The sequence below is a fragment of the Aureimonas sp. AU22 genome (genome assembly GCF_001463745.1).
In the GTDB taxonomy this organism is placed as follows: Bacteria; Pseudomonadota; Alphaproteobacteria; order Rhizobiales; family Rhizobiaceae; genus Aureimonas.
This window is the reverse complement of the sequence record NZ_BBWJ01000026.1, coordinates 115,095-141,785: the sequence shown is the minus strand read 5'-3', so window position 1 is coordinate 141,785 and position 26,691 is coordinate 115,095. Positions and strand designations below refer to the sequence as shown.

The 26,691-nt window shown below is 69.1% G+C and carries 24 protein-coding genes; 10 read left to right on the top strand and 14 right to left on the bottom strand.

Annotated features, from left to right (window positions below; translation table 11 throughout):
• Nucleotides 1-29: 29 nt before the first annotated feature.
• A complete protein-coding gene (locus AUL34_RS09715) occupies nt 30-2,222 on the bottom strand; it encodes a pseudouridine synthase (protein ID WP_082653268.1) in 2,193 nt (730 codons plus the stop codon).
• Between the two features lie 68 nt (nt 2,223-2,290).
• Here AUL34_RS09715 and AUL34_RS09710 point away from each other — a divergent pair, with 68 nt between their 5' ends.
• Nucleotides 2,291-2,740: a nucleoside deaminase gene (locus AUL34_RS09710; protein WP_061933509.1), complete on the top strand. Its 450-nt coding sequence runs from the start codon at nt 2,291-2,293 to the stop codon at nt 2,738-2,740.
• Nucleotides 2,741-2,764: 24 nt separating this feature from the next.
• Here the strand turns inward: AUL34_RS09710 and AUL34_RS09705 are convergent, their stop codons facing one another.
• From AUL34_RS09705 to AUL34_RS09690, 4 genes are all read right to left on the bottom strand, one after another.
• Complete coding sequence (locus AUL34_RS09705; RefSeq protein WP_061933508.1) at nt 2,765-3,436, bottom strand: hypothetical protein; 672 nt, start codon at nt 3,434-3,436, stop codon at nt 2,765-2,767.
• Between the two features lie 183 nt (nt 3,437-3,619).
• Entirely contained in the window at nt 3,620-6,664 is a 3,045-nt protein-coding gene (gene ileS / locus AUL34_RS09700; protein WP_061933507.1) for an isoleucine--tRNA ligase, read from the bottom strand.
• Between the two features lie 271 nt (nt 6,665-6,935).
• The gene (locus tag AUL34_RS09695; protein ID WP_061933506.1) at nt 6,936-7,937 is read right to left on the bottom strand and encodes a bifunctional riboflavin kinase/FAD synthetase; all 1,002 of its coding nucleotides are present in this window, start codon (nt 7,935-7,937) and stop codon (nt 6,936-6,938) included.
• Entirely contained in the window at nt 7,934-8,773 is an 840-nt protein-coding gene (locus AUL34_RS09690) for a TIGR01459 family HAD-type hydrolase (protein WP_082653267.1), read from the bottom strand. Before AUL34_RS09690 ends, AUL34_RS09695 begins: the two co-directional genes overlap by 4 nt.
• 238 nt (nt 8,774-9,011) lie before the next feature.
• On the opposite strand from AUL34_RS09690, the gene groES reads away from it, so the two are divergent.
• A complete protein-coding gene (gene groES, locus AUL34_RS09685) occupies nt 9,012-9,308 on the top strand; it encodes a co-chaperone GroES (protein WP_019996686.1) in 297 nt (98 codons plus the stop codon).
• A 79-nt stretch (nt 9,309-9,387) separates the two neighbouring features.
• Entirely contained in the window at nt 9,388-11,031 is a 1,644-nt protein-coding gene (gene groL, locus AUL34_RS09680; protein ID WP_061933505.1) for a chaperonin GroEL, read from the top strand.
• A 383-nt stretch (nt 11,032-11,414) separates the two neighbouring features.
• Here the strand turns inward: groL and AUL34_RS09675 are convergent, their stop codons facing one another.
• Nucleotides 11,415-11,879: a DUF29 domain-containing protein gene (locus tag AUL34_RS09675; protein ID WP_061933504.1), complete on the bottom strand. Its 465-nt coding sequence runs from the start codon at nt 11,877-11,879 to the stop codon at nt 11,415-11,417.
• A 124-nt stretch (nt 11,880-12,003) separates the two neighbouring features.
• Here AUL34_RS09675 and AUL34_RS09670 point away from each other — a divergent pair, with 124 nt between their 5' ends.
• From AUL34_RS09670 to fumC, 3 genes are all read left to right on the top strand, one after another.
• On the top strand, nt 12,004-12,780 hold the full coding sequence (locus AUL34_RS09670) for a sulfite exporter TauE/SafE family protein (protein WP_061933503.1): 777 nt from the start codon (nt 12,004-12,006) through the stop codon (nt 12,778-12,780).
• Between the two features lie 84 nt (nt 12,781-12,864).
• Nucleotides 12,865-13,059, top strand: a complete 195-nt coding sequence (locus AUL34_RS09665) for a CsbD family protein (RefSeq protein WP_061933502.1) — start codon at nt 12,865-12,867, stop codon at nt 13,057-13,059.
• A gap of 143 nt (nt 13,060-13,202) precedes the next feature.
• Complete coding sequence (gene fumC / locus AUL34_RS09660) at nt 13,203-14,594, top strand: class II fumarate hydratase (RefSeq protein ID WP_061933501.1); 1,392 nt, start codon at nt 13,203-13,205, stop codon at nt 14,592-14,594.
• Between the two features lie 53 nt (nt 14,595-14,647).
• Here the strand turns inward: fumC and AUL34_RS09655 are convergent, their stop codons facing one another.
• Complete coding sequence (locus AUL34_RS09655; protein WP_061933500.1) at nt 14,648-16,633, bottom strand: BCCT family transporter; 1,986 nt, start codon at nt 16,631-16,633, stop codon at nt 14,648-14,650.
• Between the two features lie 306 nt (nt 16,634-16,939).
• On the opposite strand from AUL34_RS09655, the gene AUL34_RS09650 reads away from it, so the two are divergent.
• Complete coding sequence (locus AUL34_RS09650; protein ID WP_061933499.1) at nt 16,940-17,332, top strand: DoxX family protein; 393 nt, start codon at nt 16,940-16,942, stop codon at nt 17,330-17,332.
• Between the two features lie 58 nt (nt 17,333-17,390).
• Here AUL34_RS09650 and hisG read toward each other — a convergent pair whose 3' ends face one another.
• From hisG to AUL34_RS09630, 4 genes are all read right to left on the bottom strand, one after another.
• Nucleotides 17,391-18,068 (bottom strand): ATP phosphoribosyltransferase, encoded by a 678-nt coding sequence (hisG, locus tag AUL34_RS09645; RefSeq protein WP_061933498.1) that lies wholly within the window; start codon nt 18,066-18,068, stop codon nt 17,391-17,393.
• Nucleotides 18,065-19,219 carry an ATP phosphoribosyltransferase regulatory subunit gene (locus tag AUL34_RS09640; RefSeq protein ID WP_061933497.1) on the bottom strand — a complete coding sequence of 385 codons (1,155 nt, stop codon included), beginning with the start codon at nt 19,217-19,219 and terminating at the stop codon, nt 18,065-18,067. Before AUL34_RS09640 ends, hisG begins: the two co-directional genes overlap by 4 nt.
• A gap of 4 nt (nt 19,220-19,223) precedes the next feature.
• Nucleotides 19,224-20,726: a histidine--tRNA ligase gene (gene hisS, locus AUL34_RS09635; RefSeq protein ID WP_061933496.1), complete on the bottom strand. Its 1,503-nt coding sequence runs from the start codon at nt 20,724-20,726 to the stop codon at nt 19,224-19,226.
• Between the two features lie 111 nt (nt 20,727-20,837).
• A complete protein-coding gene (locus AUL34_RS09630; protein WP_082653266.1) occupies nt 20,838-21,485 on the bottom strand; it encodes a DNA-3-methyladenine glycosylase I in 648 nt (215 codons plus the stop codon).
• A 153-nt stretch (nt 21,486-21,638) separates the two neighbouring features.
• Here AUL34_RS09630 and AUL34_RS09625 point away from each other — a divergent pair, with 153 nt between their 5' ends.
• The 3 genes from AUL34_RS09625 (at nt 21,639) to AUL34_RS09615 (ending at nt 24,325) form a co-directional block, all read left to right on the top strand.
• Nucleotides 21,639-22,352 (top strand): DUF2927 domain-containing protein, encoded by a 714-nt coding sequence (locus AUL34_RS09625; RefSeq protein WP_061933495.1) that lies wholly within the window; start codon nt 21,639-21,641, stop codon nt 22,350-22,352.
• 229 nt (nt 22,353-22,581) lie between these two features.
• On the top strand, nt 22,582-23,463 hold the full coding sequence (locus AUL34_RS09620; protein ID WP_061933494.1) for a L,D-transpeptidase: 882 nt from the start codon (nt 22,582-22,584) through the stop codon (nt 23,461-23,463).
• Nucleotides 23,464-23,584: 121 nt separating this feature from the next.
• Nucleotides 23,585-24,325 carry a L,D-transpeptidase gene (locus AUL34_RS09615; protein WP_061933493.1) on the top strand — a complete coding sequence of 247 codons (741 nt, stop codon included), beginning with the start codon at nt 23,585-23,587 and terminating at the stop codon, nt 24,323-24,325.
• Nucleotides 24,326-24,385: 60 nt separating this feature from the next.
• Here AUL34_RS09615 and glcF read toward each other — a convergent pair whose 3' ends face one another.
• The 3 genes from glcF to AUL34_RS09600 are packed head-to-tail and all read right to left on the bottom strand — an operon-like array spanning nt 24,386 to nt 26,691.
• Nucleotides 24,386-25,708 carry a glycolate oxidase subunit GlcF gene (gene glcF / locus AUL34_RS09610; RefSeq protein WP_061933492.1) on the bottom strand — a complete coding sequence of 441 codons (1,323 nt, stop codon included), beginning with the start codon at nt 25,706-25,708 and terminating at the stop codon, nt 24,386-24,388.
• Nucleotides 25,709-25,714: 6 nt separating this feature from the next.
• Entirely contained in the window at nt 25,715-26,431 is a 717-nt protein-coding gene (locus tag AUL34_RS09605) for an endonuclease NucS domain-containing protein (protein ID WP_061933491.1), read from the bottom strand.
• Nucleotides 26,428-26,691 (bottom strand): DUF433 domain-containing protein, encoded by a 264-nt coding sequence (locus AUL34_RS09600; protein WP_061933490.1) that lies wholly within the window; start codon nt 26,689-26,691, stop codon nt 26,428-26,430. Before AUL34_RS09600 ends, AUL34_RS09605 begins: the two co-directional genes overlap by 4 nt.

Here is a 26,691-nt window from a genome sequence, read left to right as displayed (position 1 = left end):
CCCGCCACGATGCGCATGGCCACGCCGGATCAGCCCTTTCGCGGGCCGGATCGAGGCGGCCCCGAGCGGGACGGACCCGAGCGCGGGCCGTCGCCCTTCGGCCGGAACGGCTTGTCGCCCGAGCGCGGGCGCTCGCCGCCGGGCCCGCGCCCTTCGCCGCGCCCCTCCCCCCGGGGCGGGCGCGATCCGCGCCCTTCGTCCTCGGCGGCACGCCTTGCGGCGCGCTCCTCGCGGGCGGCCTTCGTCTTCTCGCCGACGGCGCGCGCGCCCGGCGCCATCCAGACATTGGCCGTGCGCTTGGGCGCCGACGGCGGACGGCGCGTCGAGCGATCGCCCTCGGCCGCATCGCGATCGCGCGGCGGCTTGTCACCGGGCCCACGCGGCTTGCGCTCCCCGAACGGCTTGTCCCCCCGCTTCTCGAAGGAGCGGCCCTCGCCGCCCTCGCGGCGTGCGCGCGGGGCCTGCGTGTCGAGGCGTCCGAGGGCATCCTCGCGCTTGGCATTGCCGAACTTGCGGCGGTTGGGCCTCGGCGCTTCTTCCGAATTGCTGACCCACTCGCTTTTGGGCGAACTCGCGCGCTTCGCGTTGTCCCCGCCCTCGTCCGAGCGTCGCTTCTCGGCGGCCACCGGCTTGTTGGAGAACGGGTTGACGATCGGCGCGTCGAAGTCGGCGCCGGACTCCTCGATCAGCGTCGGCCCGAGCTGGTCGCGCAGCATGCGCCCCTTGATCTCCTGCACCGCGCCCTCGTCCAGCTCGCCGAGCTGGAAGGGCCCGAAGGAGAGGCGGATCAGGCGGTTCACGTCGAGGCCGAGATGGCCGAGAACGCGCTTGACCTCCCGGTTCTTGCCCTCGCGCAGGCCGATCGTCATCCAGACGTTGGAGCCTTGCGTGCGGTCGAGCGTCGCCTCGATGGCGCCGTAGAACACGCCGTCCACCGCGATGCCCTGGCGCAGCTCGTCGAGCTTGGCCTGGTCGATCTCGCCATGGGCGCGCACGCGGTAGCGCCGCAGCCAGCCGGTGGAGGGCAGCTCCAGGATGCGCGCGAGGCCGCCGTCGTTGGTGAGGAGCAGCAGCCCTTCGGTGTTGATGTCGAGCCGCCCGACCGTGAGGACGCGCGGCATGTCGGCGGGCAAGCGATCGAACACGGTCGCGCGCCCTTCCGGGTCGCGATTGGTGGTGACCACCCCGGCCGGCTTGTGGAAGAGCCAGAGCCTCGTGCGCTCGATCGCCGGCAACGGCTTGCCGTCGATCTCGATGCGGTCGGAGGACGTGACGTCCTGCGCCGGACTGTCGAGGCGCTTGCCATTCAGTGTCACGCGGCCGTCGGCGATCATGCCCTCCGCGTCGCGGCGCGAGGCGATGCCGGCACGCGCCAGGCGCTTGGCGATACGCATCGTGCCGGGCGCGCCGTCCTCGCCCTCGGCTTCCGGCCGGGCGCTGCGCGGCCGGTCGCCCGCGGGACGGGCGCGGCGCTCGCCGCCATCGGCGCCGTCGTGGCTGAGGCGCCCGTAGGAGCGCGGACGCTCAGCCCCCTCGCCCTCGCGCTTGGCACCGGCGTGGGAGAACATGCCGCGCGAGCGGGGGGTGAAGGGCTTGTCGCCGTCGCGGCGCGCGGGACGATCACCGCCCTCGGGACGGTCGCCACGCGGCTTGAACGAACGGGCGGGACGATCACCGCCCTCTTCGCGCGGACGGAACGGCCGGTCGCCACGCGGCGGGCGATCACCGCCCTCCGAACGCTCGGCGCGCGGCTTGAACGAACGGGCAGGACGCTCGCCGCCTTCTTCGCGCGGACGGAACGGCCGGTCGCCGCGCGGCGGGCGATCACCGCCCTCCGAACGCTCAGCGCGCGGCTTGAAGGCACGCGCAGGACGCTCGCCCCCCTCGCTGCGGTCGCGGAACGGACGCTCGCCGCCCTCGGGACGATCGCCGCGCGGCTTGAAGCTGCGTGCGGGACGGTCCCCGCCCTCCTCGCGCGGACGGAACGGCTTGGCGCCGAAACGCTTGGGACCGCCGGAACGCTCGGCGCGCGCCTCGCCTTCGCCGCCCTCGGGGCGCGGCCGGAAGGGGCGCGACGGCCGGTCGCCGCCGGACGCTCCCGGACGCTTGCCCTTGAAGCCGCCCGGCTTTCCGCCGCGCGGCCCCGAGCCGCCCTTGCCCCCGCCCGGACCGCGGCCCGCGCCGCCACGGCCCGAACGGCCGCCCTGGTTCTCGTCGCTCATCTTTTCGCTATGCCTTGTGTTCTCGGGCACGCATAGCAAACTCCCGGCCATCAAACGAGAGACCTTGCATGTCGCGCTTGAATTCCATGGACGAGGCGCTCACCGAGGCGCGGGCCGCCGGCGCGAGGGGCGAGACCCCGGTCGGCGCCGTCGTGGTACTGGATGGCGCGGTCATCGGCCGGGGCGGCAACGAAACGCGGGCGCGCCTCGATCCGACGGCCCATGCCGAGGTCCTGGCGATCCGGCGCGCCTGCGAGGCGATCGGCTCGGAGCGGCTGGTCGGCGCCGACCTCTACGTCACGCTGGAGCCCTGCGCGCTCTGCGCCGCGGCGATCTCCTTCGCGCGCATCCGCCGCCTGTATTTCGGAGCGGCCGATCCGAAGGGCGGCGCGGTGGAGCACGGACCCCGCTTCTACGGGCAGGACACCTGCCATCATGCGCCGGAGGTCTATTCCGGCATCGGCGAAGGAGACGCCGCCGCGTTGCTGCGCGATTTCTTCCGCGCCCGCCGCGACTGAGGGCGTCTTCCGGACCTGCGTCGATCAGAACGGCCAGAGGTTCTTCAGCTTGGAGCCGACCGAGGACGTTCCGCTCGCGCGGCGCTGCTTGACGTCCTCGTCGACGCCGGGATCGCCGACCGGGGCCGTGGCGGCGGGCTGGCGATAGGTCAGCGGCGGTTCGGACAGGTAGCGGCGCTGGGTCGGATCGCCCTGGCGGCCGGCGCGCGCGCGATCGTTGGCGGCCACGCGCTGGCTGGCCATCTGCTTGGACGAGAGCCAGCTGCCTTCCATCTGGGTGCGGCGGCCGACGGTGGAGGACGCGGTCGGCGTCTCGCGGTCCATGCCTTCCTTGTCGGCCGCCATGAAGCCGACCGGCAGGGCGCTGTCGCTGCCGTCCGGCGCGGCGGCCCGCAGGCGGGCGCGGCGCTGCTCGGGCGATTCGGGCCAGTTGGCGTCCGCCACGGTGGTGGCCGCCTCGCGGGGGGCCGGCAGGACGTCGCGCTTGGCCGACTTCACGAGTTCTGGGCGCGGCGTGTAGTCGACCCGCTGCCTACCGGAGGTGCCGAGCGTCAGCATGCCGTCGAGATCGTTGAAGAGCTGCTGGCCCTGGCTGGTGCCCGTGCCGTAGGTCGGCCCCATGCAGCCAGTCAGCGCAAGCGCGGCGCCGCCGATGGCCAGCATGCGAAGGCTCGCGCGAACGGTGGAGTGTGTCATGCCGGGCCATTCCCCTTGTCTACAAACCGCGCGACATCCCGAACCGGGACGGCGCGGGTCCCCTCCCCCGCGCCTATACCCAGGACAATCCGGCGAATTTACGGAGCGCTTCTAGGCGAGAGCGCCCGTTAAGTCCAGAAACGGTCACGAATCCGTTGACGAAGACCGATGCCCGCCCGGCGTTCAGGCCGCCAACGCCTCCGCCTTCAGCTCGCGCAGCGCGTCGGCGTCGCGCGGGGTGACGTCCGGATATTCCGCGTCGGTGCCGACCAGCGGCGAGACCTTCCAGGAGCGCGCGCACTTGCGACCCTCGGCCCTCGCCGGCACCACCGCGATATCAGGCGTGTCCGGCAGGGCGAAGGCTCCGTCCGGCGCGGTGTCACCGGTCAGCACGATGTCGCTGGTGATCGCGATCTCGGCCAGGTCGACGCCCGACAGGAGCGCGCGCAGGCTCTCGTCGGCGACGTGCACGACCGGCGCGGCCTCCAGCGAGGAGCCGATGCGCTTGGCGCGGCGCTCCTCCTCGAGAGCGCCGGTGACGACGCGGCGCACGCGCCGGATCTGGCGCCAGCGCTCATCGAGCGCCTCGTCGGTCCAGGCGGGATCGCACGGCCGGAACGCTTCGAGATGCACCGAGCGCGCTTGAGGGTAGCGGCTGAGCCAGGCCTCTTCCATCGTGAAGGGCAGGAGCGGCGCGAGCCAGGTCACCAGCCGGTCGAACAGGATGCGCACCACCTGCAGCGCGGCCCGGCGGCGACCTGAGGACGGCGCGTCGCAGTAGAGCGCGTCCTTGCGGATGTCGAAGTAGAAGGCCGAGAGCTCCACCACCATGAAGTCGAGCAGCGTGCGGGCGATGCGCTTGAAGTCGAAGGCGTCATAGCTCTTCAGCACCACCGCCTCGATCTCGGCGAGCCGGTGCAGCATCAGCCGCTCGAGCTCGGGCATCTCGGCGAGCGGCACCTCGTCGCCGCGGTCGTGCGCGAGCGTGCCGAGCATCCAGCGGATCGTGTTGCGCAGCTTGCGATAGGCGTCGACATTGGTCTGGAGGATCGTCTTGCCGAGGCGCAGATCCTCGGAATAGTCCGACGACACGACCCAGAGGCGCAGGATGTCGGCGCCCGACTGCGAGATCACCTCCTGGGGGGTGACGACGTTGCCGAGCGACTTCGACATCTTGCGCCCCTCCTCGTCCATCACGAAACCGTGCGTGAGAACGGCGTCGTAGGGCGCGCGGCCGCGCGTGCCGCAGCTCTCCAGAAGCGAGGAATGGAACCAGCCGCGATGCTGGTCGGAGCCTTCGAGGTAAAGATCGGCCGGCCATTTCAGGTCGGGGCGCTTCTCCAGGCAGAAGGCGTGGGTCGAGCCGGAATCGAACCAGACGTCGAGGATGTCGCGCACCATGGTCCAGCGGGCGGCATCGTGCTCGTTGCCGAGGAAGCGCTCCTTGGCGCCGTCCGCGAACCAGGCGTCGGCGCCCTCCTTCTCAAAAGCTTGCGTGATGCGGGCGTTCACCGCCTCGTCCTTCAGAACCTCGCCGTCCTCGTCGACGAAGACGCAGATCGGCACGCCCCAGGCGCGCTGGCGCGACAGGACCCAGTCCGGCCGGTCGGCGATCATACCGCGCAGGCGGTTCTGGCCGGAGGCCGGCACGAAGCGCGTCTCGTCGATGGCGCGCAGGGCGCGCTCGCGCAAGCTGTCGCCGCCAACGGGCTTCGCCCCTTCGAGGCCGTAGCCGCCGAGATTCTTGTCCATGTGGACGAACCACTGCGGCGTGTTGCGGAAGATCACCGGCTTCTTCGAACGCCAGGAATGCGGGTAGGAGTGCTTGAGGCGACCGCGGGCGAGCAGCCGTCCGGCGGCCACCAGCGCGTCGATGACGCGCTTGTTGGCGTCGCCCTTCTTGCCCTTGTCGTCGATGACGCGCGCGGCCCCGCCCTCCGCCTCCGGTCCGAAGCCTGGCGCGTCCTTGGTGTAGAAGCCGTCGTCGTCCACCGGGAAGGGGATCGCCGAATCCAGTCCGCGCGCCTCGATCGCGCGGCGCGAGGCGATCCAGACGTCGAAGTCCTCGCGGCCGTGGCTCGGCGCGGTGTGCACGAAGCCGGTGCCGGCCTCGTCGGTCACGTGGTCGCCGGCGAGAAGCGGCACGGCGAAACCGTAGGCGCCAGCCAGACCCTTGAGCGGATGGTCGCACAGGATCGCGTCCAGCTCGGACGCCGAAACATCGCGCAGGCGGCGGACGCCGCCGTCGGGCACGCGCGCCTTCGCGAAGACGTCCGCGGCCAGCGCATCGGCCAGCACCAGCCGCTCGCCCTGGCCCGCCCAGCGCGGGTTCTGCGCTTCGTCCGGCGCCGTGACCTCGTAGAGGCCGTAGGCGACGCGCGGGGAATAGGCGATCGCGCGGTTGCCGGGGATGGTCCAGGGTGTGGTCGTCCAGATCACCACGCTCGCCCCGTCGAGCGGCCCGACGTCGGGCGCGCCCGCCTTCGGAAAGCTCGACATGCCGCTGCCGAATGCCGCCGCATAGCCGTTGGCCGCCGGGCGCACCGGGAATTTCACCCAGATCGTGTCGGACTCGTGGTCGTGATACTCGACCTCCGCCTCGGCGAGCGCGGTCTTCTCGACCACCGACCACATCACGGGCTTGGAGCCGCGATAGAGTTGGCCCGACATGGCGAACTTCAGGAGTTCCCCGGCGATCACCGCCTCGGCCTCGAAGTTCATCGTGAGGTACGGATTCCGGAAGTCGCCCTCGACGCCGAGCCGGCGGAACTCGCCCGACTGGACGCCCACCCAGTGTTCGGCATAGGCGCGGCACTCGCGGCGGAAGGCGATCATCGCCGTGGAGTCGAGGAGGTCGGGCTTCTGCCGGCCCTTGGCGCGGTAGTTCTCCTCCTCGATCTTCCATTCGATCGGCAGGCCGTGGCAGTCCCAGCCAGGCACGTAGTTGGCATCGTATCCCCGCATCTGGAAGGAGCGGGTGATGACGTCCTTCAGCACCTTGTTCAGCGCGTGGCCGATGTGGAGATGGCCGTTGGCGTAAGGGGGGCCGTCGTGGAGGACGTATTTCGGCCGGCCGGCGGACTCGGCCCGCAGCGTCCCGTAGAGGTCCATCTCGTCCCAGCGCTCGATCCATTTCGGCTCGGCGGCGGGCAGGCCCGCGCGCATCGGGAACTCGGTCTCGGGCAGGAACAGGGTCTTGGCGTAGTCGGTCTCGGGACGGTCGGTCATGGCAGCGATCTTTTCGAAGGAGCGTCGCGACGCGTCTGCGGGCTCGAGCCCGGTGCATGCGGCGACGAAGAAGGCAGGGCGTCCGAAACGCGGGGGCGTTCGGGCGCGGCACGTCGTCCCGGCTCCGGCGGCGCCTGTCAGCGCCGGCGCGGAACCGGGCGGCTAATTCGCAGGCGCAAGCGCGCGGGGGCGCCGTGCGGCAGGGCGGCCGTTCTGTCCATCGCCGCTCTCTATCAAACGGAGCGGCTCCGTTCCAAGGACTTTTCGTGTTTCAGAACGCGACGGCGGCATCCAGGGCCGAAAGAGGCCGGGCGCCCGCAAGAAGCGCGCGCGCCTCCTGCGCGTCCACATCCATGCGCGCCACGAGAGCCTCGGCCGTATCGAAACGCTCCTCACCCCGGATGAAGCCGAAGAGCGAGACCGACACCGCCTCGCCATAGAGGTCGCCCGAGAAATCGAACAGAAAGGTCTCGAAGAGGGCCGCGCCGTTGTCGAAGGTCGGGCGCCGGCCGTAGCTCGCCACTCCGTCGTGCAGCGTCCCGTCGGCCCGCCGCAGACGCACGGCGTAGATGCCGTGCGCGAGCAGCCCGTCGTCGGGCAGCACCATATTGGCGGTGGGATAGCCGAGCGTGCGCCCCAGCTTGGCGCCGTGGCTGACCGTGCCCTCGATCGTCCAGCGGTAGCCGAGGAGGCCGGCGGCCGCCGCGACGTCGCCGTTCATCAGGTCCTCCCGGATGCGGCTGGAGGACACGGTGTTCCCGCCCTCGTCGACGAAGGGGGCGATCGAGGTGACGCCGATGCCGAGTTCGGCGCCGCGCGCACGCAGGAAATCGACGTCGCCCTGCCGCCGGGCGCCGAAGCGGAAGTCGTAGCCGACGACGAGATGACGCGCGCCGAGGTCGCGATGGAGCGTTTCCGCGATGAAGGCCTCGGCGGGATGCGAGGCGTATTCCATGTCGAAGCGCTGCTCGACGACGGCGTCGACGCCCAGATGCCCGAACAGGCGCGCCTTCAACGGCGCCGGCGTCAGGCGCGGCACGGGATGCTGCGGCCGGAACGCGGTGCGGGGATGCGGCTCGAAGGTCAGAACGAGGCGCGGCGTCGCCTCGGCACCGCAAAGCGCCGACAACGTCTCCACCACGGCCTGATGGCCGCGGTGGACGCCGTCGAAATTGCCGATGGCAACGACGCCGCCCCGCAGCTCGGACGCGAGCGCCCCGGCGCCCGGGACCCGCCTCGCCGGTCCGCCCGTCGCGGCGTGAGCCTCGCTCATCGCAGCGCGGGCATGACGTAGCGCGCCCCGACGCCGCGCGCGAGAAGCTCGGCGGACAGGAGCACGGGATCCCCGATCACGTCGGCCAGCTCGTCGCGATGAATGCCGTGCGAGATGAAGAGGCAGTCGGCGCCGTGATTGTTGGCGCCCAGCACATCGGTCATCAGTCCGTCGCCGATGCACAGAACGCGCGCCTCCTCGCCGCCCGCCCGGCGCGCCACGGCATAGATCGGCGCGTGCGGCTTGCCCGCCAGATGCACCGTGCCGCCGATCTCCGCGTAGATCGCGGCGACGGCACCGGCGCAGGGGATCAGCCGGTCGCCGACATGAACCACGATGTCGGGGTTGGCGCAGATCATCGGCAGGCCGCGATCGGCGAGCCGCTCGAGAAGCGGGCGGTAGGTCTCCGGATCCTCTGAGCGGTCGTCGGCGAGCCCGGTGCAGACGATCACCTGCGCCCCCGCCTCGCTCTCCAGCGACAGGCCGAGACCGCCGAAGATGTCGAGGTCGCGCTCGGGGCCGATGTGGAGGACATGACGCGAGCCGGCCTCGATCAGGGCGCGCGTCGCGTCGCCGGAGGTGACGATGGCGTCGAAGGCCTCGCGCGTCACGCCGAGGCCCGCGATCTGCCGCTCGACGCCGTCGTTCAGCCGCGGCGAATTGGTGAGGAGAACCACCTTTTTGCCGGCGCGGCGTGCGGCCGTCAGCGCGGCCACGGCCGCCGGGTGGCTCGCCACTCCGTCGTGAACCACGCCCCACACGTCGCAGAACAGGGCGTCGTAGCCGGACAGCACCTCGTCGAGGCTCCGGATCGCGCGCATCGCGCTCTCGGTCATCACGTGGCTCCGCCTTCCCGCAAACAGGGCCCCGCGATACTGGAGCGCAGGGTGCCGGGTCAAGCGATGCGGACCGCTTGCGACCTTGTGCGAAACTGGTCCCGCCCTTGACAGAGGCGGGGCCGATCCCCTATCTCCCGCCTCGTTAGCACTCGAGGCTCTTGAGTGCCAGAGATCGGAACGGGCGCGCCCCGGCGGCCTGTTTCTTCATCAAGCCTTTTGAGAAGGTTCGACCGAGATGGCCAATGTGAACTTCCGCCCCTTGCATGACCGCGTCGTCGTGCGGCGCGTCGAGTCCGAATCGAAGACCGCTGGCGGCATCATCATTCCGGACACCGCCAAGGAGAAGCCGCAGGAAGGCGAAATCGTGGCGGTCGGCGCCGGCGCGCGCGACGAGACCGGCAAGGTCAACCCGCTGGAGGTCAAGGCCGGCGACCGCATCCTGTTCGGCAAGTGGTCCGGCACCGAGATCAAGCTCGGCGGCGAAGACCTCCTGATCATGAAGGAATCCGACATCCTCGGGATCGTCGGCTGAACCTTCGGTTTCGAACAGCAATTCTCAAACCCTAACGGGAGCAGCAGCCTGAAAGGCCGCGCCCCAGGAGAGAACGAAAATGGCAGCCAAAGAAGTCAAGTTCGGCCGTGACGCGCGCGAGCGCATGCTGCGCGGCGTCGACATCCTCGCCGACGCGGTGAAGGTCACGCTCGGCCCCAAGGGCCGCAACGTCGTGATCGACAAGTCGTTCGGCGCTCCGCGGATCACCAAGGACGGCGTGTCCGTCGCCAAGGAGATCGAGCTCGAGGACAAGTTCGAGAACATGGGCGCCCAGATGGTGCGCGAAGTGGCCTCGAAGACCAACGACAAGGCCGGTGACGGCACCACCACCGCGACCGTTCTCGCCCAGGCGATCGTTCGCGAGGGCGCCAAGGCCGTGGCCGCCGGCATGAACCCGATGGACGTCAAGCGCGGCATCGACCAGGCGGTCGCCAAGGTCGTCGAGACGCTCATTGCCTCGGCCCGCAAGATCGAGACCTCCGACGAGGTCGCCCAGGTCGGCACCATCTCCGCCAACGGCGAGAAGGAAATCGGCCAGATGATCGCCTCGGCGATGCAGAAGGTCGGCAACGAGGGTGTCATCACCGTCGAGGAAGCCAAGACCGCCGAGACCGAGCTCGAAGTCGTCGAGGGCATGCAGTTCGACCGCGGCTACCTCTCGCCGTACTTCGTGACCAACGCCGAGAAGATGGTGGCCGACCTCGAGGACGCCTACATCCTCCTGCACGAGAAGAAGCTCTCCAACCTCCAGGCGATGCTTCCGGTCCTCGAGGCCGTGGTGCAGTCGTCGCGTCCGCTCGTCATCATCGCCGAGGACGTCGAGGGCGAGGCTCTGGCCACGCTCGTCGTCAACAAGCTGCGCGGCGGCCTGAAGATCGCCGCCGTCAAGGCGCCGGGCTTCGGCGATCGCCGCAAGGCGATGCTCGAGGACATCGCGATCCTCACGGGCGGCCAGGTCATCTCCGAGGACCTCGGCATCAAGCTCGAGAACGTCACGCTCGACATGCTCGGCCGCGCCAAGAAGGTCTCCATCACCAAGGAGAACACCACCATCGTCGACGGTTCGGGCGAGGGTGACGGCATCAAGGCCCGCGTTTCGCAGATCAAGCAGCAGATCGAGGAGACCACCTCGGACTACGATCGCGAGAAGCTCCAGGAGCGCCTGGCCAAGCTCGCGGGCGGCGTCGCGGTGATCCGCGTCGGCGGCTCGACCGAGGTCGAGGTCAAGGAAAAGAAGGACCGCGTCGACGACGCCCTCAACGCGACCCGCGCGGCCGTTGAAGAAGGCATCGTGGCCGGCGGCGGCGTCGCCCTCCTGCGTGCCTCCAACTCGGTCGATCTCAAGGGCGAGAACGCCGATCAGGACGCCGGCATCGCCATCGTCCGCAAGGCGCTCCAGGCCCCGATCCGTCAGATCGTCCAGAACGCCGGTGGCGAAGGGTCGATCGTGGTCGGCAAGATCCTCGACAACACGTCGGTGACCTTCGGCTACAACGCCCAGACCGCCGAATACGGCGACATGATCCAGGCCGGCATCGTCGACCCGGTCAAGGTCGTGCGCTCGGCGCTGCAGGACGCGGCCTCGGTCGCGGGTCTCCTCGTCACCACCGAAGCCATGATCTCCGAGGCCCCGAAGAAGGACTCGGGCGCTCCGGCGATGCCGGGCGGCGGCATGGGCGGCATGGGCGGCATGGACTTCTAAGTCCCGCTGGATGCGGAAGGCCGTAAAGCCGCCCATTCCCAGGGGTGCTGAAACCGGGCAGGCCCGGTTTCAGGTGGCGGCATGGACTTCCAAGTCCGATAGGACGCGGAAGGCCGTAAAGCCGCCCACTCCCAGGGGTGCCGAAACCGGGCAGGCCCGGTTTCAGGTGGCGGCATGGACTTCTAAGTCCGATAGGATGCGGAAGTCCGTAACGCCGCCCATTCCCAAGGGTGCCGAAACCGGGCAGGCCCAGTTTCAGGCGGCGGGATGGACTTCCAAGTCCCGGGCTACTGCTCATCGAACACGACAAGGCCCGGCGGAGCGATCCGTCGGGCCTTTTGCATGAAGCCTGGATCTAAGGTGAGCCTGCCGAATTCCCGTTCTCAATCCGGCAGGAAATCCTGGTCGCGAAGCTGGTCGAGCGAATAGGGGCAGCCGAGCGGAAATGTTTCGAGCGGCAGGCGGGTCTCGACGGATGCCTCGCGTCGCGCCGTTCGATAGGCCTCGTCCGCAATCGCCTCGGCGATCGCCCTCAGGGACGGGTTGTCCTGTTCGCGGTCGATGATGTTGCCGCGCTCGCGCAGGATCGTCAGTTGCCACGACCGCGAGCGCCGCGTCGGTTGGAACTGCCCCTTGAGGAGATGCGCGATCAGGACGCGGTAGCTCGAACGAAGGGCATGCCGCTGCTCGCGCCCCATGCTTTCCACCTCTTCCACGAGATTGGCGAGATCCACTTCCCCGAAGCGCTTGAGGCGCAGGAGCTCGGCCTGCTCGAAGGCCCAGGCGTGGAAGTCGTCCTCGTAGTCGGTGGGCGAGGCGAAGTAGGGCTTCTCCTTGGCAAGGCTCATGGGCGGCGTTCCCTTATCCCGTCCTCTAACCTAGCGTCCCTCCTACGGATTTGCACGGGCCTGTGCATTGCCACGCCGGCCCTCCCGCCCCCATAAGCCCTCGGGGCGCATGACGGGGGCGGGTTTGAGCGAGTTCTTCATCTTCTTCTTCGTCGGCGCGCTGGCCCAGCTCGTCGACGGCGCGCTCGGCATGGCCTACGGCGTCATCTCCTCCACCGTGCTTCTCGGGTTCGGCGTGCCGCCTTCGGTCGCCTCCGCCTCCGTCCATACGGCCGAACTGTTCACGACGGCGGCGTCCGGCACCGCCCATATCGCCAACCGCAACATCGACTGGAAGCTGTTCTGGCGCCTCGTGCCCTTCGGCATCCTCGGCGGCGTCCTGGGCACCTATGTCCTGACCTCCGTGGACGGCTCCACCATCCGCCCCTTCGTCGCCGCCTATCTCGGGGTCATCGGCGCCATCCTGACGCTTCGATCGTTCCGCCGGATGCCGCGCGCGGCCACCCCGATGCATCTGGTGCCACCGCTGGGAGCCGCCGGCGGGTTTCTGGATTCGGTCGGGGGCGGCGGATGGGGGCCGATCGTCACCTCGGGCCTTCTCGGGGCCGGCGGGCAGCCGCGCTACGTCATCGGCACGGTGAACGCGGCGGAGTTCCTCGTCACCCTCGCCGTTTCGCTCTCGTTCCTCCTGGCCCTCGTGACCGGACACTGGGAGGAGGCCGGCGACCTGTCGGACCACGCCCTTTCGGTCCTTGGGCTGATCGCCGGCGGAATCCTGGCGGCGCCGCTCGCGGGCTACGCCGTGCGGCGGATCCCCGAGCGCCTTCTTCTTCGCATCGTCGGCCTTCTGATCTGCGTCCTGTGCGTCCAGCAGATCGTCGCGCTCCTTACACAAATGTAATCTTGAGCCAGGAACCGATCAACGTCGCTCCCGTTCTTTAGCCGACGCCAGCAACGCTGGCCCACAAACGAACGGAGCGAAGTCATGGTCGACAAGAATCAGGTCCAGGGTGGCGCCAAGGAACTCGGCGGCAAGGTCAAGGAAGCGGCCGGCAAGATCGTCGGCAATGACCGTCTTCAGGCCGAGGGCATGGCGGATCAGGCCGAGGGCAAGACCCAGAAGAACTACGGCAAGGTCAAGGACGCCATGAAGGACGAGATCGGCCTCAAGAAGCACTGAGCGCATACGAATCGTTTGAGTGGGAAAAGCCGGCCGGAAGGCCGGTTTTTTCGTATGCGGAACGGGTTCCGCCGCCCTGCGCGGCATGGTAACCGCGCCCCTGACGGCCCGGCCCATCCCGGGCGGCTTCCAAGGGGAATGCGATGACCAGCACCAGGCGCGAGACCGATTCCATCGGCGCGATCGACGTGGCCACCGACCGCTATTGGGGCGCCCAGACCGAGCGCTCGCTCAACAACTTCCGCATCGGCACCGACCGGCAGCCGATCGCCGTGATCCACGCGCTGGCCACCGTCAAGAAGGCGGCCGCGCGCGTCAACCAGGGCTACGGCAAGCTCTCGCCCGAACTTGCCGACGCGATCGTCGCGGCCGCCGACGAGGTGATCTCCGGCGCGCTCGACGACCATTTCCCGCTCGTGGTCTACCAGACCGGCTCGGGCACGCAGACCAACATGAACGTCAACGAGGTCATCTCCAACCGCGCCATCGAGGCGCTGGGCGGCGAGATGGGCTCGAAGAAGCCGGTCCATCCGAACGATCACGTCAACATGGGCCAGTCGTCCAACGACGTGTTCCCGACCGCGATCCACGTAGCCGTCGCGATCGAGGCAACGAAGCGCGTGCTGCCGGCGATCGACAAGCTGCATGCCGCGCTCGACGCCAAGGCGAAGGCCTTCGACCACATCATCAAGATCGGGCGCACGCATACACAGGACGCGACGCCGATCACGCTCGGCCAGGAGTTCTCGGGCTACGCCGCCGCGCTGAAGCTCGGCAAGCGCCGCATCGAACAGGCGATCGAGGACGTCTACGCGCTGGCGCAGGGCGGTACGGCCGTCGGCACGGGCCTCAACGCCCCGGTCGGCTTCGACGTGAAGATCGCCGACGAGATCGCCAAGCTCACGGGCCTGCCCTTCCGCACGGCGGAGAACAAGTTCGAGGCGCTCGCCTCTCACGGCGCGCTGACCTTCTTCCACGGCTCGCTCAACGCGCTGGCGACCGATCTCTTCAAGATCGCCAACGACATCCGCTTCCTGGGGAGCGGCCCGCGCTCTGGCCTCGGCGAGCTGTCGCTGCCCGAGAACGAGCCCGGCTCCTCGATCATGCCGGGCAAGGTCAACCCGACGCAGGCCGAGGCCCTCACCATGCTGTGCGCCGAGGTGTTCGGCCACGAGACCACGGTGACGGTCGCCTCGTCCCAGGGGCATTTCGAGCTCAACGTCTTCAAGCCGGTGATCGCCAACGCCGTCCTGTCCTCGATCCGGCTTCTCGCCGACGGGATGGACTCGTTCCGCGAGCATTGCGTCGACGGCATCCAGGCCAACGAGGACCGCATCAAGTCCCTGATGCAGCAGTCGTTGATGCTGGTGACGGCCCTGGCGCCGACGATCGGCTACGACAACGCCGCAACGATCGCCAAGACCGCCCACAAGAAGGGCACGACGCTGCGCGAGGAGGCCCTCGCCTCCGGCCTCGTATCGGGCGAGGACTACGACCGGATCGTCGATCCGGCGGCGATGACGCGTCCGGGCTGAGCGGCTCCTCGAATCGAATGGAAAAGGGCCGCCTCGCGCGGCCCTTCTTCGTTTCAGGTGCGGGCGGCCGGGGAGGCGGTGTAGAGCTGCGTGCTCTGCGCCTGCATCAGCAGCTGGTAGCGCTCGAACTGCGCCAGGACGTCGGCCAGGAGGTCCGCCTTGGTGAAGCCGATCACGTCGTAGCCGCGGCTGCCGTCCGAAAAGAGCGTGCGGGCCGACCAGACCATCCGCCGACCGGCCGGGGAGACCCGCGTGTCGGCGGCCGAGAAGACCATCGCCGGTTGCGCCGTCGGCTCGATCCCGTAGAGGAAGTCGCGCGCTCCCTCCGCCGGAACGGTGAGGGCCACCTGCCCGTCCTCGCCCACCGTCAGTTCCGCCGGCAGGCCGCGCCGCACCAGTTCGTCCCGCACTTCGGTGAGGGCGGGCTGCGCCGTGGTCTCGACGAAGCGCGTCACGTCGCGCCTCGTCGGCTCGTGGAGGATCGCGCCGAGGCGCGCCTGCCAGTTCGCCCCACGCACCGCGATCGCCGGCTGTGCCTGTCGATGCTCGGTCAGGCGTGCCACGTCGGCCTGCATGCCGCGCAGGAGGCCGAAGGCGAGCAGGAGCAGAATCACCGCGAACGGAAGCGCCGCGATCAGCGTCATGGTCTGCAGCCCGACGAGACCGCCGGCGAGGAGCAGCAGCGCCGCGACGCTTCCCTGGAGGATGCACCAGTAGATGCGTTGCCAGACCGGCGTGTCGTCGGCGCCGCCGGAGGCCAGCGAATCCACCACCAGCGAGCCCGAATCCGCCGAGGTCACGAAGAAGACGCCGACGAGCGCCACCGCCAGCGTCGAGGTGACGCCGCTCAAGGGCAGGTATTCGAAGAACTGGAACAGGGCGACCGACAGGTTCGCCTGCACCTCGCTGGCGATGGCGCCGGCGGCCGGCCCGAGATCGAGCGCGATGGCCGAATTGCCGAACACCGTCATCCAGAAGAACGTGAAGGCGGACGGCACGAACAGGACGCCGAGCACGAACTCGCGCACCGTGCGCCCGCGCGAGATGCGCGCGATGAACATGCCGACGAACGGCGACCAGGAGATCCACCAGGCCCAGTAGAACAGGGTCCAGTCGCTGATCCAGCCGCGCGGCTCGTAGGCGTAGAGCGTGAAGGTGCGCGGCAGGAGGTCGTCGAGATAGGTGCCGATGTTCTGGACGAAGGCCTTGAACAGGAAGGTGGTCGGCCCCACCACCAGCACGAAGAGCATCAGGAGGATCGCGAGGATCAGGTTGCCCTCGGACAGGCGGCGCACGCCGGCGTCGAGGCCCGAGACGACCGACAGCGTGGCCGCGCCCATCACGACGGCGATCAGGAGGATCTGCACCCAGACCGCCTCGGGAACGCCGAGGAGATGGTTGAGGCCGGCGTTCATCTGCAGGACGCCGAGCCCCAGCGAGGTCGCGATGCCGAACACCGTTCCACAGATCGCGAAGACATCCACGGCGTGGCCGATCGGCCCGTCGATGCGCTCGCGGATCAGGGGATAGAAGCCGGACCGGATCGTCAGCGGCAGGTTGTAGCGGAACGAGAAATAGGCAAGCGACAAACCGACGACCGCGTACACCGCCCAGGCATGCACGCCCCAGTGGAAGAAGGTGAACTCCATCGCCTGCCGGGCGGCTTCGATCGTGCGCGGCTCGGCTTCGGGCGGCACGGAATAGTGCAGCACGGGTTCGGCCACGGCATAGAACATCAGGCCGATGCCCATGCCGGCGGCAAACAGCATGGCGAGCCAGGACACGTAGGGATAGTCCGGTTCCGCATCGTCCGGGCCGAGCTTCAGGCGACCGAAACGGCTGAGGGCGAAGAACAGGACGGAAAAGAGAAGGATGCCGACCGCAAGGAGATAGAACCAGCCGAACGTATCCAGGACGAACGCCTGCACGCCCCCGAAGATGCGCTCGGCGTTGCGTGGGAAGAGCACGCCGACGAGCACGAGCGCTGCGATGATGCCACTGGCCGGAAAGAAGACCTGCGGGCGTATCTTGGAAGTCATGAAGGCCTTGATCGATGGATACGGGACGAAAGAACGAACGGCGAGCAGGGTCGGAGAACGGCCAAAACCGTTTTGCGGCGGCGGACGGCTTCTTTAGCCAGCTAGGGCAAACTTCCGGAGAGCAAACCCTTCGGAGCAGGACCAAGGTCCCGCGAGCGGTGATTGTCGCGTTTCCGCCTGCCAATCAGCGCGATTGGTTCGATTTCCGTTGACGAACAGTCGCGCGTCGCAGGCCTATCCCAGGCCCGCATGTTCGGCCACAAGTTCGTACCGACACACCGTCGCAACGCTCAACGGAGCCCGAACATGAACCCCGCCGCGATCCTCGTCGGACGCATTCTCCTGTCGATCCTCTTCATCGTCTCCGGTTTCGGCAAGCTGACGGGCGCCGCCGGCTTCGCCGGTTACCTCGGCAGCCTCGGCGTGCCGGGCGGCGTCGCCATGGCCTATCTCGTGGGCGCACTGGAGTTCTTCGGCGGCCTTGCGATCCTCGTCGGCTTCCAGACCCGGATCGTGGCCTACGTTCTGGCCGCCTTCTGCGTGGCCACCGGCCTTCTCGCCCATCTCGGGCCCGACCAGTCCACCTCGCTCATGAAGAACCTCGGCCTCGCCGGCGGCTTCCTCATCCTCGGCGCGGTCGGCGCCGGCGCCTATTCGCTGGACGCCCGCCGGGGCGGCGCGACGCTCGCACGCATCTGATGCTCGATCATCCTCGCGCCAGATCGACGGCCGCCCTCGGGGCGGCCGTTTTCGTGTTTCAGAACCGTGCGAGGAGCGCGCCGAGCTCCGGCCCGGCATCCGGCCGATGGGCGAGCGCGAGGCAGGCTTCCGAGCGAAGGATCACGCCGTCGCGCAGAACCCGCAGACGGTTGGCGGTGAGCGTCGATCCGGTCGAGGTGATGTCGACGATGATGTCGGCCGAACCGGCCGCCGGCGCGCCCTCCGTGGCCCCGAGGCTTTCGACGATCCGGTAGCTCTGGATGCCGTGGGCCTTCGTGAAGAAGCCTTGGGCCAGCCGCCAGTATTTCGTGGCGATGCGCAGCCGTCGCCCGTGCCGGGCACGGAACGTGGCCGCGACGTCGCCGAGGTCTTCCATGGTCTCGACGTCGATCCAGCTTTCGGGCACCGCCACCACCACGTCGGCATGGCCGAAGCCGAGGCGCGAGACGATGCGCCCGCGCCCGTCGAAGTCGGGCATGGTCTCGCGCAGGAGGTCCTCGCCGGTGACGCCAAGGTCGATCGCCCCGTCGCGCAATTCGCGCGCGATCTCGGAGGCAGACAGGAGCAGCACCTCCAGACCCTCGGCGCCCTCGACGCGCGTGCGATAGGAGCGGGCGTCATCGCTCGGATGGACGGTGATGCCGGCTTTCGCCAGCGCGCCGACGCACTGGTCCTTGAGACGGCCCTTGGAGGGAATGGCGAGGGTCAGGGTCACGGGCGGGCCTCCTGAAGGGCCGCGATCCGGTCGAGCCAGAGCGAGAAGCCGACCGCCGGAATCGGCTCGGGCGCGCCGAGATAGGATACGAGGCGATCGTAGCGCCCGCCCGCCGCCAGCGGCTCGGCCGTGCCGCAGCTCATCTCGAACACAAGGCCCGTGTAGTAGTCGATCGGCCGCCCGAAGGCGGCGCGGTAGCGAAAGGGCGCGAGATCGACGCCGAGCGCCTTGAGCGCGGCGTTGCGGGCCTGCAGAAAGGCCAGCGCCGCGCCGAACTCGACGCCCGATTCCGCCTCCAGCGCCTCCAGCCGCGCCGGCGCCTCGGCGAGCGGGCAGTCGAGCGCGAGAAAAGCGCCGAGACGATCGAGATAGGATGCGCGCAGGCGCGTGTTGGCGAGCGCCATCTTCTCGATCAGCCGCTCGGCGATCTCCTCCGGGCTGCGACCGCGATGGGGGGGCAGCCCGCCCTCCTCCATCATCCCCCGCACGTGGTCCGCGAGCGCCGCCGAGGATCCTGCGCGCAGAAGGGCGCGCACGGCGGGGTCGAGGTCGAGCGGGTCGCCGGTCGCCTCGCGCGACAGGGCTGCGAGCGCGCCTTGGAGAAGATCGTCGCGGCCGAAGCAGCGCACCAGCCGGCGTTGCCAGCCGGCCGGCAGGTCGAGCGCGGTCAGGAAGGCCTCGAACAGCGCCTGGTCGCCGACCGTGACCGCGAGCTCCGCTTCGAGCCCGCAGGCGCGCAGGGCGGCCAACGCCTCGGCCAGCGCGTGGGCGTCGGCGCTCGCGCGGTCGGTCTGGCCGAGGTTCTCGATGCCGGCCTGCCGGAACTCCGCCGTCTCGCCGCGGCGCTGGCGAAACACGGGGCCGTTGTAGGCGTAGCGGCGCGGCAGGCCGGCCGCGCCCTCGATATGGGCGAGGCACACGGGGATCGTGAAGTCGGGGCGCAGGCATAGCGTCTCGCCGCCCTCGCCACGCGTGAGAAAGATGCGCCGGCGCAGGTCCTCACCCGCCGTGTCGAGATACGGCTCGGCACGCTGGAGAAGCGGCGTCTCGACGAGAACGGCGCCGAGCTCGGCGAACAGCGCCGCGAGGGCCGCGTCGAACGGCGCACCGCCGTCCGGCCGCGCCGCGCCTGAACCGGACAGGAGGCTCATCGCGTCAGGCCGCCCCACCGGCGCGTGCGAGGATCGCCTCGACCGCCTGCACGAGATCGCCCTCGTCGACCAGCTCCTGACCGGCGCGCATCTCGCGCCATTCGGCGTTGTCCTCGATGCCGGCGGACAGCTCCTTGCCGAGCGCGAGGTCCTTGACCTGCACCTTTCCGGCCGCCTTCTCGTCGCCGCCCTGGATGACGACCACGGGCGCGCCGCGCCGGTCGGCGTATTGCAGCTGCTTGCCGAACTGCTTCGGGTTGCCCTGGAACACCTCGACCGGCACCACGGGCTGTCCGGGTCCGTTCAAGGCGGCACGCAGCTTTGCGGCCATCGCCTGGTAGTCGGCCATCCGGTCGCGATCCATCACGGTGACGACCACGGGGCCGGTGCGGCGCTCGCCTTCGAGGCGGCCGAGGTTCTTCAGCGCGGTCTGGAGGCGCGAGACGCCGATCGAGAAGCCGGTGGCGGGCACCGGAGTGGAAAGGAAGCGCGAGACGAGCCCGTCATAGCGACCGCCGCCGCCGACCGAGCCGAACTGCACCTTCTGGCCCTTCTCGTTGACGACGTCGAAGAGAAGCTCCGCCTCGAAGACGGGGCCGGTGTAATATTCGAGGCCGCGCACGACGGAGGGGTCGATCTTGACGCGATCGACATCATAGCCCGCGGTGCGCGCGAAGCTCTCTATCTGGGAGAGTTCGTCGAGGCCGCCATCGACTCCCGGATGACCGCCGAAGGCATCCGCCACGCCCGACAGCCCATCCGCGTCGAAGATCCTGAGAACGCGCGCGATGACGTCGTCCGAGAGCTCGGCGCCCTTGGTGAAGTCGCCCTTGCCGCCGCTCTCGTCGAGGCGGCCGGCACCCAGCAGCAGGCGCACGCCCGCCGCGCCGAACTTGTCGAACTTGTCGAGCGCGCGCAGCACGGTCAGCCGCCGCCCCTGGTCGCCCTCGAGGCCGATGGCGTCGAGGATGCCGTCCAGCACCTTCCGGTTGTTGACCCGGATCACGTACTGGCCGCGCGCAATGCCGAGCGCCTCCATCGTGTCGGCCATCATCATGGCCATCTCGGCGTCGGCCGAGACGTTCGGCGCGCCCACGATGTCGGCGTCGAACTGCATGAACTGGCGGAAGCGGCCGGGACCCGGCTTCTCGTTGCGGAAGACGTAGCCCGCCCGGTAGGAGCGGTAGGGCTTCGGTAGCTCCTCGAAATTCTCCGCGACATGCCGCGCCAGCGGCGCCGTCAGGTCGTAACGGAGAGACAGCCACTCCTCGTCGTCGTCCTGAAGCGAGAAGACGCCCTCGTTGGGGCGGTCACTGTCGGGCAGGAACTTGCCGAGCGCGTCGGTGTATTCGAAGAAGGGCGTCTCCACCGGCTCGAAGCCGTAGGTCTCGTAGACATGGCGGATGGTCGCCAGCATGCGGTCCTGCGCGTAGAGATCGCCGGCGCTGCGATCCACGAAGCCGCGCGGCTGGCGCGCCTTCACGCGGGTGGGCTTCTTCGGGGCCATGGGATCGTTCCAGACGTGACGGGGCGGAGCGATCGGAACGCCCCGCTGGACTATGTGCGAATTGCACGCGTCCTAGCCCATCCCCGCCCCGAGCGGCAAGGTTTGCAGGACTTATGCGGGCCGCACGAAGGCGCGCCGCGCCCGCTCGCATTCGTCGCGCATGCAGCAGCCCTCCAGATGATCGTTCACGAAGCCCATCGACTGCATGAAGGCATAGGCCGTGGTCGGACCGAAGAAGGTGAAGCCCCGGCTCTTCAGCGCTTTCGCGAGGCGCGTGGACGCCGGCACCAGCGGTTTGGCGCGCATCCACCCGGCCGTCATCCGCTCCGGCCGCTCGTCGGCCGGCGGCTCGAAGCGCCAGAGGAAGGCCGCAAGGGACGCACCGGTCTCGTCGCGCAAGCGCCGGGCGGCCTTTGCGTTGGCGATCGCGGACACGATCTTGCCGCGATGGCGCACGACGCCGGGGTCCGCCAGGATGCGCTCGACATCCGCCTCGCCCATCGCGGCGACGGCCTCGATGGAAAAGCCCGCGAAGTTCTGCCGGAAGCTCTCGCGCTTTCTCAGGATCGTGATCCACGACAGGCCCGACTGGAAGCCTTCGAGGCAGATCTTCTCGTAGAGGCGGTCGTCGTCGGCGCTCGGGCGGCCCCACTCCGCATCGTGGTAGGCGACGTAGTCCGCACCCTCGCCCGCCCAGGCGCAGCGTGGCCTGCCGTCCGCGCCGAGCCTCAGTCCGTCCATCTCGGCCCCCGTCTCCATTCCCGCCCTCCACATTTGCGCGATGCGGCACTTTTGCCGTGGACTGTCGCCGTCCCTCGCTTGCGCCCCGCTTCCCGGACCGCCCTACTGCCCCCGGCGGACGGCAGGGCGGGCATGCAGGCGATGGTTTGGGGGAAGCGCGGCGCGAGGGCAATGGCAAGGGGCCTCGGCGCGCTCGCGTTCATGAGCCTCGGCCTCCTGGCTGCCCCGGCGGCGGCGCAGCGCCTGCCCGGGGATGCCGCCATCATCGACGGGTTCGAGGCCGTGGTCTTCGGCGCGGAGATCACCGGTCCCCTCAGCGATTCGACCTACCTGAAGAAATTCGCCGGCCCGGTGCATTACCGGATCGAGAACCTTGCGGCCACCGACCGCCGCGCGAGCGTGCGCGCCTTCATGCGCCAGATCGGCCGGCAGATCGGCGGGCTGGAAACCGTGGAGGCGCGGGGCGGCGAGGCGGCGAACTTCGTGATCCACGTCGTCGATCGCCGCGAGTACGCGCGCGTCGGGCGCGAGGTCTATCGCAATCCCTTCCTGCGCGTGCCCGGCAACTGCGTGGTGCGCGCCACTTACGCGCGCGCCGGCATCACGCGCTCGGACGCGATCGTGGTCTCGGATGAGGGCGACGCCCTGTTCCGTCGCTGCCTGATCGAGGAGGTGCTGCAGGGTCTCGGGCCCCTCAACGACAACGCGGACGCGCCCGACAGCGTCTTCAACGACACGTCCAAGCTGACGAGCTTCGGCCCCTACGACCGGGTGCTGATGAACATGCTCTACGACGCGCGCTTGGCGCCCGGCATGAGCCAGGCCGAGGCAGCTCCCCTTCTGCCGGCGATTCTGCGGGACGCACGGCGGCGGGTGCGGGGCTAGAGCTCCTCCGGGGGGCTTCCTTCGACGCAATGTCCGAGCGCGCGGAAACCGGCAGGGCAATCGCTTGAGATGCTTCACCGCCTTTACCACCCGTTCACCCTGCCCGCCGGAAGGCGGGTGCAGACCCTCGCGACGGCGCCGTGATTCACCATTCGCTGGCGATTGGCTCCGCATCCTCGGCCTCAAGTCCCGCGCGCCCTTCGCCGCGCCGCTCGAACGAGGTTTCACGATGCGCCTGTTGCCCGCGCTCTGCGCCCTGACGCTGATCGGATCCATCGCCCACGAAGCCGAGGCGCGCGACCGCCGCCCGCTCGCCGTGCCGCCGGCGGTCGCCGAGCCCTGGGTGCGCCAGCTCTCGCCGGGCTCGGGCGTGGTGCCGGGCTATGCGCGCCCGCGTCTTGGCCCCGCGATCGCGCCGGGAACGGTGGTGTTCGAGGGCAATATTCCGGTCGGCGTGATCCCGGAAGGCGGCGGCCCGATGCAGCCGCTCGGCGCCTATCGCAAGGGCCGCGCTCTTACGGTGTTCGGACGCCCCGCCACGGCCAGCCAGCGCGAGGTCCGCCGCGAGCGCCGCACCGGCGCGCCGGTCTTCGCCACCGCCTTCGCCGCACCGCGCAGGGCCACCGCGCCGCGCGAGGTGGCGCCGCGCGGCATGGACCCGGCCTTCCTGCCGCAGCGGGTCGACTACCGCGGCGACTACGCGCCGGGCACGATCGTGGTCGATACGCGCAGCCACTACCTCTACCACGTCGAGGCCGGCGGCCGGGCGATGCGCTATGGCGTGGGCGTCGGCAAGGAGGGCTTCGGCTGGTCCGGCAGCCACAAGGTGACCCGCAAGGCCGAATGGCCGGGCTGGACGCCGCCCGCCGAGATGATTGCGCGCGAGCGCGCCAAGGGCCGCATCCTGCCCGCCCACATGCCGGGCGGCGAGGAGAACCCGCTCGGCGCGCGCGCCCTCTATCTCGGCTCCACCCTCTACCGCATCCACGGCACCAACCAGCCCTGGACCATCGGCCGGTCGGTGTCCTCCGGCTGCATCCGAATGCGCAACGAGGACGTCATCGACCTCTACGGGCGCGTCGGGGTCGGCACGCGCGTCGTCGTGCTCTGAACGCAACACAAGGTTGCAAATCCACAACCGGGATCTCGGCGTGGCTGACAAGCTGCCCACCATAGGTCCTGATCGCTCCAGCGCCTTTCTCCTTCCGCCCTCACGACAAGGACGCACGCCCATGAAGACGACGCCCCTCCTCCTCGCCCTCATGGTGGGCCTTGCGCCGCTTGCCCTGCCGAACGCCGCCAGCGCCGAGCCCCAGGTGCGGGTCTACGACCACACCAGCGGCCGGTGGCTTTCGGGCGACCGCGCGCGCATCCGCACCGAGACCGTGCAGCGCAAGACGCAGATGATGCGCAAGCCCGACGCGCGCTTTGCCCGTCAGACCGTCGCCATCTCCACCAAGGAGAAGCCGGGCACGATCGTGATCGATACGGACAAGAAGTTCCTCTACTACGTCGAGGGCAAGGGCCAGGCCACGCGCTACGGCGTGGGCGTGGGCAAGGACGGCTTCTCCTGGGGCGGCACGATGTCGATCGGCCGCAAGGCCGAATGGCCGGGTTGGACGCCGCCGGCCGCCATGCGCGCCCGCGAGAAGGCCAAGGGCCGCATCCTCCCGGCCTACATGGCCGGCGGTCCGGAGAACCCGCTCGGCGCCCGCGCCATGTATCTCTATCGCGGCGGCGGCGACTCGATGTTCCGCATCCACGGCACCAACCAGCCCTGGACCATCGGCCTGAACATGTCGTCCGGCTGCATCCGCATGATGAACGAGGACGTCTCGCACCTCTACGAGCGCGCCGGACGGGGCACGAAGGTCGTGGTGATCGGCCCGGGCCAGCCGAACCGCATCGTGCAGGAAACGGGCACCGTGCGCCCGGCCGGTAAGAAGGGCCTGCTGTCGGCCGTCTTCGGCTGACGGGCAGCGCATCACCCGCTATCGAACGGCCCGCCCCCCCCGCGGGCCGTTTCGCGTTTTCTAGTCCGCCGCGACCGGCAAAGAACGCGGCTCGAACGCGCCGAGCCCCGCCGGCTTCTCGCCGCCGAAGGCCCAGTCGAGAAGCTCCACCGTGTGCACGATCGGGATCGCGGTGGCCGAGCCGATCTGCGTCATGCAGCCGATATTGCCGGTGGCGATGATGTCGGGCCTCACGGTCTCGATGTTGGCGACCTTTCGGTCACGCAGCGTGGCCGAAATCTCGGGCTGCAGGATGTTGTAGGTGCCGGCCGAGCCGCAGCAGAGGTGCCCTTCCGGCACGTCGCGCACCGTGAAGCCGGCTTGCGCCAGCAGCACCTTGGGCGCGCTCGTGATCCTCTGCCCGTGCTGCATCGAGCAGGCCGAATGATAGGCGACGACGGCATCGACCGGCTGAAGCGGTACCGGCAGGTCGAGCGTCGCCAGATACTCCGTCACGTCCTTGGCGAGGGCGGAAACGCGCGCCGCCTTCTCGGCATAGGCCGGATCGAGCCTCAGCATGTGGCCGTAGTCCTTGATCGTGGTGCCACAGCCGGACGCGGTGACGACGATCGCCTCCAGCCCCCGCCCTTCTATCTCGCTGACCCAAGCGTCCACCATGCGGCGGGCGAAGCCGAGCGCCTCCGCCTCGCGTCCCATGTGGTGGACGAGCGCCCCGCAGCAGCCTTCGCCCGGCGGCGACACGGTCTCGACGCCGAAGCGCGCGAGGAGGCGAACGGTCGCGGCGTTGATGCCGGGATCGAGCACCGACTGGGCGCAACCCGCGAGGATCGCGACACGCCGGGTTCCGCTTACCGCCGCCGCCGGGCGGGCAGGCGCTTGCGGAATCGCGGCGGGCGCGAGACGGAGCATGGCCGCCAGCGGCTTCAAAGGCTTGATGCCGTCGAACACCCCGGCGAACGGCCGCCCGAGCGCCGCCAGCCGGAGCGCGAGGCGGAAGCGACGGGGATAGGGCAACACCTTGGCCAGCATCAGACGGATCAGCCGGTCGGGCAGAGGGCGCCGGTAGGTCCGCTCGATATGGACCCGCGCGTGGTCCACGAGATGCATGTAGTTCACGCCCGACGGGCAGGTCGTCATGCAGGCGAGGCACGACAGGCAGCGGTCGATATGGGTGACCGTCTTCCGGTCCGCCGGCCGGTTCTGCTCCAGCATCTCCTTGACGAGATAGATGCGCCCGCGCGGCGAATCGAGCTCGTTGCCGAGGGTCACGTAGGTCGGACAGGTCGCCGTGCAGAAGCCGCAATGCACGCACTTGCGCACAATGCCCTCGGTGTGCGCCGTGTCGGGATCGCGGAGGGCTTCGGGAGTGAAGGCGGTTTGCATGGCGGGTCAGTCTCGCTCGAAATGAAAGGCAACCCGGTACCGCCTCAATTGCAGGCTTCCCGTCATTCTCGCGGCGGATCGAGTACGTTGGTCGAACTCGTGAGCTACGATGATTCCGCGAACGCCGGCATCCTCCTCCGCAAGAAGATCGCCCATGTAGCCGAGGATTTGACCGATCGCCCTGCTATCGGCTTTTCCCGCCTTGAGTTCCACCACGACGAGCATTCCAGCCGCATCGCGGCATAGGATGTCGATGAATCCTGTCTCGACCGCTCGCTCCGCACCGTCATCTACGATCTGCAAGCCGGGTTCGAGCGAGTCGATATCGCGGCGCAGGGCATTCTGCATGTCGCGCTCTAGCGCCAGCTTTTGCTTGACCGTCTCTTGAGGCACAACTTCCGGGTCTGCCGCAGTCCGTTCGGGCACACGTTCCTCTTCGCCCGCCAAGAACCGCTCGTAGCGCAGAAGCGCGCTCTTATAGGATTGGAGACGATTGCGGATGTTTCCGTCAAACTGAAGTCGGGAAGGGTTTGGCCGCCCCGCCCTTTCATCCATCGTACTATACGCGAGCTCCGAAACAATCGCGGTTAGGGAGCCAGATGCCAGATGAGCTTCCAAGTCGCCATATGCCTCCTCGAGTTTCTTCACGCGGTGGACTTGGGAGGCAATGGTGTTATCCGCGTAACCGGCGGCCTTCAACCAAGCTTGATAGTCATTCCTCATTGTCTACCCTTGGGTTCGACGGACATGCTGCTTCCGAGGGACCGCGCACCGACGCGGAGCACGGCGGCTACCTGCCATCGCTCGACGGTGGGGAAGTTCTCGAGGAACTCGTCTACGGACATGTTGTCGAGGATGTTGTCGATGAGAGCATCGACGGGAACGCGCGTCCCGGCAAACACTAGAGTTCCCGACATCACGTTAGGATCGCACGATATCGCCTGCTCGACCGCTGTGTCGTCTGCTTCGGTTTCGCTCGGCAT